The organism is uncultured Jatrophihabitans sp., assembly GCF_964251945.1.
In the GTDB taxonomy this organism is placed as follows: domain Bacteria; phylum Actinomycetota; class Actinomycetes; order Mycobacteriales; family Jatrophihabitantaceae; genus Jatrophihabitans.
The window spans coordinates 66,864-78,885 of the sequence record NZ_CAXULP010000008.1; the positions used below are offsets into that span (position 1 = coordinate 66,864).

Sequence of the window (12,022 nt, forward strand, 5' to 3'; positions counted from 1 at the left end):
GATGGTACGAGCTCAGCCAGCGGTCGTGAGCAACTTGCGCAGCTGCGCGACCTGGTCGGCGGACATCGGCGCAGAGAAGATGTTGAGCTGCGTGGTCAGGGTGGTCGTGTCGCCAGCGCCGCTGAACGACGTCGACGTGATCAATGCGCGGCGCGCACCGTTCTCGACAGCCCTCAGGAACCCGAGCTGGCGGGTCAGCGGCCCACTGGTCGTGAGAGTGACGTTGATCTGGTACTGCGACACCGCGGGAGTTGTGGTGGCAGCTGCGCCGGAGGCGGCGCCCGCGCTGGTCGTCGGGTCGGTGCTGGTCGACGTCGCCGCCGGTGTCGGCGTCACCGGGGCCGCCGCGGCGACAGGGGCGAGCGCGCCGATGCCGATGTTGGTCAAAGTGACTGACTTCGCGACGGCGCTGCGCGTCACCTCGTTGGTGAATTCCGGCAGCGCGCTGGTCGGCGGCAACGCGGCCAGCGCGGCCGTCAGACCGTTGCGCAGGCTGCCGATGTTGCGCTGCTGCTGGGCCAGCTTGCTGTTCTTCGCCATGAGCTGGGTGTTCTGCACGTCATTGTTGTCGGCCACGGCACGCGTGTCGCTGGCGGAGCTCAGCTTCGGGTGGATGACCACCAGCCAGCTGGCTGCGACGAGCAGGATGGCGACCGCGAGACCGCCGACGATCCAGGTCCGCCGGCTCTGCAGGGACTCGAGCTTCATCGGTGGCCTCCGCCAGTTGTCGTGGCGGCTGCGGTTGCGTCGTACCGGTGGGTGTAGAGCTTGTCGGTGATCTGCAGGGTGACCGCCCAGGTCGCCAGGCCCCCGTTCTTGGTGGCCGAGTTGGTCGAGGGGATGACGTTGACGACACCGCGCAGCTTCTGCAGTGCCGTCACGTATGCGGCGAGGTCGACCATCCGTCTCGACGTGCCCGACAGCGTGACCGTGCCGACGATGGGTTCCGTCGTGACTCCCGATGTCGCCGTCGGATCGCCGGACGCGGACAGGGCGACATTGACCGTGGTGAGCGTCGTGCCGGCGGGCGCGACCGTGTGCAGCCGCTGAACGAAGGCGGCGACGTCTATGTCGGTCGCCAGCAGCGTCGCGACCTGGCTGTTGACGTTCTGCGTCGCGTTTTGCAGGGCGACCACCCCGGAGTACTTCGCGTTCTCGGCGGTGAGCTGGGAGGTCGCGGCCTGCGATGCGGCGAGTCGGTCGTCGGCCGCGGAGCTCTGCATGCTCGCCCAGACGTAGCCGGCGACACACAGCAACACCACGACCGCCAGCGCGAGCGCGATGTACTTGCGCAACACCTTCAGCGCGCGGGCGGCGACAAGCTCGGGCGGGGTCAGATCCGCGACGATGCCCCAGCCGGGCATGGTCGCCCAGAGGTTGTCAGTCTTCGAATCGGCTAGCAAGGCGGTCATGCCGCTGCTCCCATCGCGAGTCCGACGGAGACGGCGCTCGGGGCGCCGCCCATCTCGGCGCCGCGCACTTCCTTCGACGCCAGGCGATTGCGCACGTGTTGCAGTGGGTCGACCACGCTCGTCGGCAGGCCGATCTGGTCGGACATCGCCGTGGCGATGCCGCGCAGATTCGCGCCGCCGCCGGTCAGCGAGATCCGCTCGATGGGCGCGCTGCCGCGTGAGGATCGGAAGTAGCCGACAGACGTGCGGATCTCGGCAAGCAGCGGGCGCAGGCTGTCCACCAGCGCGCGGGCCACCTCGGGATCCTCGTGGTCGAGGCCGCCCTGCCGCTTCAACAGCTCGGCCTGGGACGGCTCGATGCTCAGCCGATCGGCGATGTTGGCGGTCAGGTCGTCGCCGCCACGAGCGAGCGTGCGAACCAGCCGTGGGACGCCGTGGTTGTGGATCACGATCGTGGTCAGATGCGCGCCGAGGTCGATCACGGCCTCCACGCTGAGCCGCTCGCCGGCGATTGCCCGCAACGTGCCGAAGCTGGCGAGATCCACCCGCGCCACGCGCAGCTTCGCCCGCTCGACCGCGTTGACGGCGGCGAGGATGGGCCTGCGCGGCGTGGCCACGAGCAGGCCGTGCAGGGTCTCGCCGTCGGCCGAAGTCTCGAGCGGCGAGAAATCGAGCACGACGTCCTCGATGGGCAGCGCCACGACCTCTTTGGCCTGGAACGGCAGCGCCTTCGCGCGCCGTTCGGCGTCGATGTTCGGCACGCTGAGGTCGCGCACGAGGACCTGCGGATTCGCCATGCCGAGGATCACGTTGCGGCACTCGAACTTGTGCGTCGCCCACAGCTGCTTCAGCGCCGCGGTCAACGAGTCGGGCTCGCGCACCTCGCCCTTGACGACTACGCCGCTGGCCAGCTCGACCTGGCCGATCCCGTGCACAGTGACCGACGGCCGGCCGTCCATGGTGCCGGGCGCGAGGATGGCCGCGCGGACGGCGGTGGCGCCGATGTCCAGGCCGATGGCGTGCCCGTCGGGGTTGATGATGCCGACGCGGTTGACGCCCACTTGGCGATGTTTCATGGTTGTCTCCGGTCAGGCCGTGTGCGCGAGCGTGGAGTAGGCGTCGACCAGCGGGCCGCTGGCGAAGAGGGCGATGAAGGCGCCGGCGACCAACGCCGGGCCGAAGGGGATGAGCGACTTGCGGCCGGCCCGCCGGGCAACGATCAGCGCCGCGCCGGCGACGCCGCCGAGCAGAAAGGCGGCGAACGTGCCCACGAAGATCGCGGGGTAGGAGAGAAAGCCGAGCACGGCGCCGATCACGCCGGCGAGCTTCACGTCGCCGAGCCCCATGCCTTTCGGGCTGGCGAACGCGAGCGCGAGGAAGAAGGAAAACAGCACCGCGCCGCCGACGGCCGCGCGGGCGAGCGGCTCGAAGCTGCCTTCCACCGCGGCGGCCGCGGTGAGCAGGACGGCGAGCGCGGCGTAGCTGGGATAGACGATGGCGTTGGGCAGCCGGTGGACGTCGAGGTCGATCACCGCGAGCGCGACGCCGGCCGACACGAAGAACAGGTAGGCCGGCAGCGCGGCCAGCAGGTGCAGGTCGGCGAGTTGGATCGTCGTCGCGGCGAAGAGCACCGAGGTGATCAGCTCGACGATCGGGTAGCGGGCGCTGATCGGCGCGGCGCAGTCGGCGCACTTGCCGCGCAGGACGAGCCAGCCGACGAGCGGCACGTTGTGCCGGGCGCGGATGTGGGTGTCGCAGCTGGGGCAATGCGAACTGGGCCGCACCAGTGACTCGTTGCGCGGCACCCGATAGATCACGACGTTCAAGAACGAGCCGACCGCGAGGCCGAGCAGCGCCATGGCGGCGACGAGGACCGGCATGGCGTTTCCTTTCTGAATTGGCGGACTCAGGTGCTCTCACCGCGCGCCGGGGAAGGAGGCCCCCGGCGCGCAGTGGCAACAACTAAGTCGATCGGATTGCGTTCGACGCGACGTCCGATCGGTCAGCAGGTGGCCGTGTAGGTGCTGTTCGAGTAGGTGCCAGAGACGGTGTTGACCTGACCGCCTTTAGCGCTCGTGTAGCAGTAGTACTTGGTGGCGCTCGTGTTGCCGTTGGTGTTGTAAGCCTCGATCGAGTAGGCGCTGTAGTCCGCCTTCGGGACATAGGTCATCTTGGTGCCCGAGCTGAGGTTCACCGTCTGCGTTTGGCACGCCGTGTCGACAGTTGCCGAGCCGAGAGCGAACGACGCGGTCTGGTCAGCGAAGGTCTGCGTTGGGTACTTGCCGTTGTCGGAATTGCACTGCTCGATCACGTTGATCGCGTTGCGCACATCTGAGGCGGTCGACTTGTCGGCAGCACCCTTCTTGTAGTTCAGGTAGAGCGGGATGGCGATCGCGATCAGAATGCCGATGATCACGACGACGACCAGCAGCTCGATGAGCGTGAATCCGCGGTCGCCTTCGGCGCGCTCCTCGCGGAGCTGAGCCAAGCGGTTGTGCAGCATGGAAGCCTCCTGGGCTTTGACGGGCTCGGCGAGGAATGCCGACTGGGGACCCTTCACGCGTGCCATCGGCGGCAGCGCCGGCCACATAAGGGCTTTGGCAGACTTTTTTCAACCGTTACCGGGCGTTCATCTGCAAATCTGGACACGAAGCAGCGCCCGCGGCCAAATGGCCGCGGGCGCTTTGCTTGTATTGTCCAAGCTCAAGCGATGTTCAGCTCTGGATGTGTTTGTAGATGGAGAACATCGGCAGGTAGAGGCAGATCACCATTACGCCGATGACAGCGCCGAGCAGCACCACGAGCAACGGCTCCATGGCCGAGGTCAACGACTCAGTCGCCGTCTCGACCTCCTTGTCGTAGTAGTCGGCCAGCTTGTCGAGCATGTCGGTGATCTGGCCCGTCTCCTCGCCCACCTGCATCATCTGGGTGACCATCGAGGGGAACAGCGGGTGCTTCTCCAGCGTCGTCGACATCTGACCGCCGACACGCACGGTGTCGCGGACGTCGTCCATCGCCGCGCTGATCACGGCATTGCCCGACGTGCCGCCAACCACTTCGAGCGCCTGGATGATCGGCACGCCCACGGCGAGCAGTGTGCCGAGGTTGCGCGCCCAGCGGCTGATCGCGAGTTTGGTGAAGAGCGGGCCGAACACCGGCAGTCGCAGCTTGAGCTTGTCCATCTTCAGCCGGAATTCCGGCTTGTTCTGCACCGCCCACTTGTAGGCCTTGAAACCGCCGATGGTGAGGCCGAGGAAGATAGGCATTATCCAGAGCATGTTGTGCGACAGCGTCACCATGATCTGGGTGGGCAGCGGCAGGTTCCCGCCCAATTGTTTGAACATCTTCTCGAACACGGGGACGATGAAGATGATCACGCCGGTGCCGAGCAACAGCGAGAACAGCAGCACGATCACCGGATAGGTCATCGCCGACTTTATCTTCGCGCGCAGGTTCGCGTCGGACTCGTACATCAGGGCGATCCGGGCAAGCGCGTCGTCGAGGAAGCCGCCGGTCTCGCCGGCGCGCACCATATTGACCATCAGCAGCGGAAAGTGGTCCGGATGGGCGGACATCGCCGTGGACAACGTCGTGCCGCCCTGCACGTCGGCGTGCACCTTCGCGATCGCCTCTTTGAGCTTCGGCTTCTCGGTCTGCTCTTCTAGGATTCCCAGCGAGCGCAGCAGCGTGAGGCCGGACGACGTCATCGACGCGAACTGCCGGGCGAAGACCGCGAGGTCCTTCAGCTTCGTCTTTCCGCCGAAGCCGGGGATCGACAGTTCCTTGTTCAGCCCGGTGCCCTGGCCGGTGATTTCCAGCGGCACCAACCGCTGGCCGCTCAGCGCCTTCGCGGCCGCGTCGGAGGACTCCGATTCGATCTTGCCCTTGACGATGACGCCGGCATGGTCCATCGCCTCGTAGCTGAAGGTCTTCAGCGCGGTCACAGCACACCTGCCAATCGCTTGAACTCGCCGGGATCGTGTGCCAGCTCGAGAGCCTGGTGCTTGCTGATCAACTGCTCGCCATAACGCTGCGCGAGGTGCTGGTCGAAGCTGATCATCCCGACCTCAGCGGAGCTCTGCAGGAAGGTCGGGATCTGGTGCACCTTGCCTTCGCGGATCAGGTTGCGGATGGCCGGCGTCGCCACCATGATCTCGCAGATGATCGTGCGGCCGTTGCCGTCGCGCGTCGGGGCGAGCGCCTGGGTGACGACGCCCTGCAGGCAATTCGAGAGCTGCGCGCGGATCTGCGCCTGCTGGTGCGCCGGGAAGATGTCGATCAGCCGGTCGATGGTCTGCGCCGCCGACTGCGTGTGCAATGTGGCGAGCACGAGGTGGCCCGTCTCGGCCGCGGTGATCGCGGTCGCGGTCGTCTCGAGGTCGCGCAGCTCGCCGACCAGGATGATGTCCGGGTCCTGCCGCAGCACGTGCTTGAGGGCAGTCGGGAAGTCGTCGGTGTCCTCGCCGACCTCGCGCTGGTTGACCACACTGCGCTGGTGGCTGTGCAGGTACTCGATCGGGTCCTCGATCGTCATGATGTGCGCCGCGCGGGTCTTATTGGCGACGTCCAGCATGCTGGCGAGCGTCGTCGACTTGCCCGAGCCGGTCGGCCCGGTGACGAGCACCAGGCCGCGCGGCAGATGTGCGAACCGCTCGACATCTGGCGGCAGTCCGAGCTCGCCGAGGCTGCGGATGTTGTGTGGGATGGTGCGCAGCACCGCGCCCACCGAGCCGCGCTGGACGAAGACGTTGACGCGGAAGCGGCTGACGTCCGCGAGCGCGTAGGAGGTGTCGAGCTCCTTGGCCCGCTGGAACCGCTGCCATTGCTCCGGGGACAGGATCGAGCTGACCAGCGCCTCGGTGTCCTCCGGCCTGAGCTTGGCCATGCCCTCGACCGGGCGCAGTGACCCGTGCACCCGAATGCACGGCGCGACGCCGGCCGTCAGGTGCAGGTCCGAGCCGCCGCGCGAGAACGTCAGGCGCAGCAGCTCGTCCATGTGTCGCCGGTGCTCGTTCGTCACCGGCTCGAACGTCACGCTGGACAGTGCGGGCATGGACTTACCTCGTCTCGCAGTTGTCGCAATGGAGCGTCAAACGGTGACACGGAAGACTTCCTCCACCGTGGTGTGACCGGCCACCGTCTTGAGCAGCCCGTCCTCGCGCAGCGTCGTCATGCCTTCGGCGACGGCGACGCGATGGATGTCGGTGGCCGAGGCGTGCGACACGGCCATCCGCTCGATCTCCTCGGAGATGGGCATGACCTCGTTGACGGCGAGCCGGCCGCGATACCCCGTCTGGCCGCACGATCGGCAGCCGACCGGGCGCCACAGCTTGTCCGGCATCGGCACGTTCTCGACCGGCCAGTTGAAGCCGGCCAACTCCTCGTCCGTCGGCGCGTAGGCCTCTTTGCACCACTCGCACAGCCGGCGGGCAAGGCGCTGGGCGAGCACGCAATCCATCGACGAGCCGACGAGGAAGGGCTCGATGCCCATCTCGACGAGCCGGGTGACGGCGCTGGGCGCGTCGTTCGTGTGCAAGGTGGACAGCACGAGGTGGCCGGTGAGCGCCGCCTCGACCGCCAGCTGCGCCGTGGCGCGGTCGCGGATCTCGCCGATCAGCACGACGTCGGGGTCGGATCGCAGGATGGCCGGCAGCACTGCGGCGAACGTCAGACCCGCCTTGTGGTTCACCTGCACCTGGTTGACGCCGGCCAACCGGTATTCGACCGGGTCCTCGACGGTGATGATGTTCACCTCGGGCTTGCTGATCTCGGCAAGCGTCGCGTACAGGGTCGTCGACTTGCCGGAGCCGGTCGGGCCAGTCACCAATACCATGCCGTGTGGTTTGGTAAAGGACTTCGAGAACCGGGCGTAGGTCGCGTCGGTGAAGCCGAGCTTCTTCAGCTCGAGGTCGATGCCGCCGGTGTCGAGCACCCGCAGGACGATCTTCTCGCCCCACACGGTGGGCAGCGTGGCCAGCCGAAGGTCGACCTTGTGCTTGTCCAGACGGACTGTGATGCGGCCGTTCTGCGGCACCCGCTTCTCGGTGATGTCGACGCTCGCCATGATCTTCAGGCGGGAGATGAGCGGCGACTGCACGGACGACGGCACCCGGTCGATCTCGTGCAGCACGCCGTCGATGCGGAAGCGCACCCGCAGGTCGTGCTCGGTCGGTTCCAGGTGGAGGTCAGACGCGCGGTTCTGGATCGCCTGCTCGATAAGCGAGTTGACGTAGCGCACGATCGGCGCGTCGGCGCCGCTGTCGAACCCGACGGCGGAGTCCGACGACGCCTCCTCGTGGAAATTCGTCCCGATGTCGGCGAGGTCGGTCTGCTCGCGCTTCATCCGGTCGATCAGCTTGCGCAGCTCGCTGCGCGCTGCGACGACCGGGACGATAGTCATGCCGGTGGCGGCGCGGATGTCGTCCATGGCGACGACGTCGGACGGGTCGGACACCGCGACGATCAGCGAGTCGCCGGCGATCCCGATGCCGAGCACCCGGTGCCGGATGACGAGCGACAGCGGGATTTTCGCCAGCGCGGCCGCGTCGAGCGGATAGCCGACGAGGTCGACGCTGTTGATGCCGTGCGCGTCGGCGGATGCCTCGACCAGCTCCATCTCGGTGACGACGAGTTCGTTGATGAGCACGTCGCGGATCGAGCGGCCGCTGCGGTCGGCCTCCTCGGCCGCCTCCTGCAGGGCGTGGGCGTCGGCGCCATGGGCGGACAGCGCGTCCAGCAGCGGCCGGTACGACGCATCCATCTTGCGATTACCTCCTGCCGCCGCGGGGCCCGACACGAGGTCGGGCGAATCAGTCCCTCACGACTTCTATCGGACAGGCGATCGCAAAGATGAGAGTTTCGCGCGCAGTCGAGGTGTCGCTGTCTTGCCACCCCCATCCGGCGGCAAGCGGACGTGGTCCGGCGGTCAGGCGCGGCGTAGAGCGCTGGTCAGGTGCGGGGTGGAGGGCTGATCAGGTCGCGGCGTAGAGAGTGGAGCGGCCCAGCTCGCCCCGGCTCTCGCCGAGCAAAGTCGTGGCGGCCAGCCGCTCGGCCATGGTCGAGCGCGTGGCAACGGCCGCGCGCATGCGGGCGCCGGTGTCGCCGCGGCGGGCCGGCGTGGTGAAGGGCGTCCGTTCGTCGTCGGCCGCCTGCATCGCCACCCGCAGCATGCCCAGCGCTTGGGAGCGAAGCTGCGACACCCGCGACTCGGTGACGCCGAGGTCGGCCGCGATCTCGGCCATCTTGCGCTGGCCGAAGAAGTAGTCCTGCACGACGAGGCGCATGCGCTCGGGCAGCTCCGCGATCGCATCGCGCAGATACCCGAGTTCCTCGCGGCGCAGCAGCAGCGCCTCCGGGCCCTCCAGGCGCGACGGCAACGACGCCTCGTTCTCCTCCGGCGCCATCGCGTGCAGGCTGATGACGCTCGCGCGTTCGCTGTTGGCGCGGATCGTGGACAGCTCGGTCGTCGACACGCCCATCTCCTGGGCGATCTCCCCGCTGGTCGGCGTGCGGCCGAGCCGCTGAGTCAGGTCGGTGTTGGCCGTCTCGACCGCGCGCGCCCGGCGCCGGCTGTCCCGACTCGCCCAGTCCATCGAACGCAGTTCGTCGGTCAGCGCGCCGCGAATCCGCAACGCGGCGTAGTTGGCAAATGGCACACCCAGGGAGGCGTCGAAGCCGCGCGCGGCCGCCGCGAGGGCGTACATCGCGGCCGAGGCGAGGTCGTCTCGGTTCACGTGCGCAGGCACCCGGTTGTGGACGTCGCGCACCAGGTGGTTGACCAGCGGCAGGCACTGGCGGACGAGTTCGTCGGCGTTCGGCGCGCTGGCGGCCAGAGGCTCGGCGGATTTGGTTGGCTTGGTGGAGTCGGGCGACGACGGCGCAGCGGCGGTGTCGAGAGCACGAGTCATGGGAAGCGCTCCAAGGTGCGACCGAAGTCGCGGCGGGTGGACGCGCCCCGGGCTCCCCAGCCCGAAACGCGCGGATCTACTTGTCCTGAAGCCCCCGCTTCGAACGCCAAGTTACATTGGCGTTAGTTACTTCCTAACAAGACTTCCCTCTGTATGCAAGTCGTAACAACACGAATCGTACAGAGGACAAAGGTCCCGCCCGATTTTCGCGCTTTGACGCAGCTTTTGTCGGTCAAGCGGCGTTGTTAGCCGTTCAGCGAACCTCGAATCGATGCCTCGTTTGAGCTAACGTTCCCCGGCCCGCTGGCCGATGGTGGGTACATGATCCGTTCCTTTCGTGACACCATCGCCGTGGTGCCCGATCCGGACGATGCAGCGACGGCCTTCGCGCCGGTTGACTCGCTGCTGTGGAGCGAGCGCTCGCTGCTGCAGCGGCTGCTCTATCAGCTGAGCGCGCAGGAGCTGGTCATTTCCGCAGGCCGCACCGAGTGGCTGCGCGACTCCGACGTCGAGGTCCGCGCCCTGGTGCACGACCTGCAACTGCATGAGCTCGCCAGGGCCACCGAGACCGACGCGCTCGCCGCTCGCTACGGCTTGCCGCCGGCCGCGCCGTTGCGGCGGATCGTCGCGGCCGCTCCGGAGCCCTGGGCCACGATCATGGCCGACCATCTGCACGCCCTGCGCGAGCTGCAGGACGCCATCGACCACACTGCCGAGCGCAACGCCGCGCTGCTGCGCGAGCTGCGCGATCGCGAGCCCTTCCGCCACGGCCCGGACGGGCCGCCGCGGTGAGCGGCGTCGGCGGCGGCCGCCGCGAGGTCCCGCCGAACCTCGCAGGCGCCGAGGGAGACAATCCGGTCGCGGCCGTCGCGCAGACGTTGCGCGAGCTCGGCGCGCATCTGGACCAGTGGGCGGTGGCGGGCGCCGTCCCGCCCGGCGAAGCCCCGTTCGGCGGCACGGCATTCGGCGGCACGGCATTCGGCGGCACGGCATTCGGCGGCACGGCGTTTGGCGGCACGGGGTTCGGCGGCGGTGCCGATGGCGGTCCCGGTCGCAGTCGCGGCGGCCGGCTCGACGCCGCAGACGGCGGAGACCGCTCGTTGCTCGCCTCGCTCGCGGTTGACGCCGTGATCGACACCAATGAGACGGTCCGGCAGCGCTCGTTGCGCGAGTTCCTGCGCTGACGCGAGCGCCGAACCACTGGCGGTGGCCGCACTGCGGGGCCGCACGAGCAGCCGATTCTGGCAACCGTCGCACAAAGATCAAGGCACTCGGCGGGGCTGCCTGCCGATCCCCGCACGCGCGTACAGCTGGGCGAGGTAGCGATCGGGCGCGTGGTCGCTCGCCGCGTATCGGCGCTCGTAGTCGGCGTGCATCGCCGGATCCGCGTCCCGCAGCCAGCCGAGAAAGTGTTCCCGGACGCCGGGGCGCAGGTGCAGCGGCGCGATGCCGAGCAGTGTGCCGCCCGCGGCCGCGACCGCCGCAACCACCTCTCGCAACTGCTGCTCGCTGTCGCTCAGGCCGGGCAGCACCGGCGCGACGAGGGCGCCGGTGCGGATGCCGGCGTCGGCCAGGCGCGCCATCGCCTCGATCCGGCGGCGCGGGTTCGGCGCGCCCGGCTCTGTCAGCCGCCAGATCCGCTCGTCCAGCGTGCCGACCGAGAACGCGACCGAGACGTCTGCGCGGTCGGCCGCCTCGGCCAGCACGTCGAGGTCTCGAGTCACCAGCGGCGACTTGGTGAGGATCGAGAAGGGATTGCCCCGCTCGCTCAGCGCCTGCAACACGCCGCGGGTGAGCCGGTATTTCGCCTCGGCCCGCTGATACGGGTCGGTGTTGGTGCCCATGGCGACGGACTCGCCGCGCCAGCGCGGGTCGGCCAGCTCGGCCCGCAGCTTCTCGACTGCGTTGATCTTGACGACGATCTTGCGGTCGAAGTCCTCGCCGATGTCGAAGCCGAGGTAGGCGTGCGTCGGCCGGGCGAAGCAGTTGTGGCTCACGACCCCGTTCGCGAGGAAGTCGCCGGTGCCGGTGGTGATGTCGTACATCGGCATCGTCCGCTTCAGGTCCGTCGCCGTCGCGACTGCGACAGCTCCGAGCTGGTGCACGCGCGGCGGCTCGGCGCGGCGCGTCTGCACAAGATCCGCGCGCAGCAGGCGCGTGCCGGGCCGCAGTTCGCAAACCCGCCGCCACTCGCCGCCTTCGGTGCGGAACCGGTGGTCGGGACTGGCGGTCAGGGCTGTCCCGTCGGCGAGCCCGAGCCGCCACGCCGGCCGCTCGGTGCGCCAGTGATCCAGGACCGCAGTGGGCACGAGCCGGCGGCTGGTCCCGCCACCGGCTGGCTCTCCCACCTCGGGCCCGGTCCCATAGATGTCGTCGCCGGACCGGAGGTCGGCGATGGGCCGGCTCGTGCCGTCGGCCATGAGCACGGGCGTGTCGCCACTGGCGCAGTAGGTACACGCGTGGCTGCAACCGCGGTAGACGTTGATCGTCCAATTGGCTGGGGCGCGGCTGCCGGCCGGCAGGTGGTTGAGGACGCGCTTGGCCGTGACGTGCAGGAACTCGAGGTCGGACATCCTGCCGGTGCCGAGGTCGGGGATCAGCAGCTCGTCCACGCCGAACAGCGCAGGCTCGCCGTCGTCGGCCGTCTTCCATCGGAACCCCGCCGGATCGTGATGCCGGGGACGCGTCATGGCGCGTCGAGAG

The 12,022-nt window shown here is 68.5% G+C and carries 12 protein-coding genes; 2 read left to right on the forward strand and 10 right to left on the reverse strand.

Going from position 1 to position 12,022, the window contains the following annotated elements; translation table 11 throughout:
* Positions 1-12: 12 nt before the first annotated feature.
* The 9 genes from ACFFBG_RS15220 to ACFFBG_RS15260 form a co-directional block, all read right to left on the reverse strand.
* Positions 13-708, reverse strand: a complete 696-nt coding sequence (locus ACFFBG_RS15220; RefSeq protein WP_375480185.1) for a hypothetical protein — start codon at positions 706-708, stop codon at positions 13-15.
* Entirely contained in the window at positions 705-1,412 is a 708-nt protein-coding gene (locus tag ACFFBG_RS15225) for a hypothetical protein (protein WP_375480187.1), read from the reverse strand. Before ACFFBG_RS15225 ends, ACFFBG_RS15220 begins: the two co-directional genes overlap by 4 nt.
* Complete coding sequence (gene pilM / locus ACFFBG_RS15230; RefSeq protein ID WP_375480189.1) at positions 1,409-2,488, reverse strand: type IV pilus assembly protein PilM; 1,080 nt, start codon at positions 2,486-2,488, stop codon at positions 1,409-1,411. The genes ACFFBG_RS15225 and pilM overlap by 4 nt, the downstream gene beginning before the upstream one ends.
* Before the next feature lie 12 nt (positions 2,489-2,500).
* Positions 2,501-3,292 carry a prepilin peptidase gene (locus tag ACFFBG_RS15235; protein WP_375480191.1) on the reverse strand — a complete coding sequence of 264 codons (792 nt, stop codon included), beginning with the start codon at positions 3,290-3,292 and terminating at the stop codon, positions 2,501-2,503.
* A 122-nt stretch (positions 3,293-3,414) separates the two neighbouring features.
* A complete protein-coding gene (locus ACFFBG_RS15240; protein WP_375480193.1) occupies positions 3,415-3,981 on the reverse strand; it encodes a prepilin-type N-terminal cleavage/methylation domain-containing protein in 567 nt (188 codons plus the stop codon).
* 145 nt (positions 3,982-4,126) lie between these two features.
* A complete protein-coding gene (locus ACFFBG_RS15245; RefSeq protein WP_375480195.1) occupies positions 4,127-5,356 on the reverse strand; it encodes a type II secretion system F family protein in 1,230 nt (409 codons plus the stop codon).
* Positions 5,353-6,465 carry a type IV pilus twitching motility protein PilT gene (locus ACFFBG_RS15250; RefSeq protein ID WP_375480197.1) on the reverse strand — a complete coding sequence of 371 codons (1,113 nt, stop codon included), beginning with the start codon at positions 6,463-6,465 and terminating at the stop codon, positions 5,353-5,355. The genes ACFFBG_RS15245 and ACFFBG_RS15250 overlap by 4 nt, the downstream gene beginning before the upstream one ends.
* 36 nt (positions 6,466-6,501) lie before the next feature.
* On the reverse strand, positions 6,502-8,172 hold the full coding sequence (locus ACFFBG_RS15255) for a GspE/PulE family protein (protein WP_375480199.1): 1,671 nt from the start codon (positions 8,170-8,172) through the stop codon (positions 6,502-6,504).
* Positions 8,173-8,383: 211 nt separating this feature from the next.
* Positions 8,384-9,319, reverse strand: coding sequence for a sigma-70 family RNA polymerase sigma factor (locus ACFFBG_RS15260; protein ID WP_375480201.1), 936 nt, complete (start codon positions 9,317-9,319; stop codon positions 8,384-8,386).
* A gap of 321 nt (positions 9,320-9,640) precedes the next feature.
* Between ACFFBG_RS15260 and flgN the strand changes: the two genes are divergently transcribed.
* Together flgN and ACFFBG_RS15270 are read left to right on the forward strand one after the other, a co-directional pair.
* Positions 9,641-10,111 (forward strand): flagellar export chaperone FlgN, encoded by a 471-nt coding sequence (gene flgN, locus ACFFBG_RS15265; protein ID WP_375480203.1) that lies wholly within the window; start codon positions 9,641-9,643, stop codon positions 10,109-10,111.
* Positions 10,108-10,503 carry a hypothetical protein gene (locus tag ACFFBG_RS15270; protein ID WP_375480205.1) on the forward strand — a complete coding sequence of 132 codons (396 nt, stop codon included), beginning with the start codon at positions 10,108-10,110 and terminating at the stop codon, positions 10,501-10,503. Before flgN ends, ACFFBG_RS15270 begins: the two co-directional genes overlap by 4 nt.
* A 78-nt stretch (positions 10,504-10,581) precedes the next feature.
* On the opposite strand, the gene ACFFBG_RS15275 is transcribed toward ACFFBG_RS15270, so the two are convergent.
* Positions 10,582-12,009: a radical SAM protein gene (locus ACFFBG_RS15275; protein ID WP_375480207.1), complete on the reverse strand. Its 1,428-nt coding sequence runs from the start codon at positions 12,007-12,009 to the stop codon at positions 10,582-10,584.
* Between the last annotated feature and the right edge of the window lie 13 nt (positions 12,010-12,022).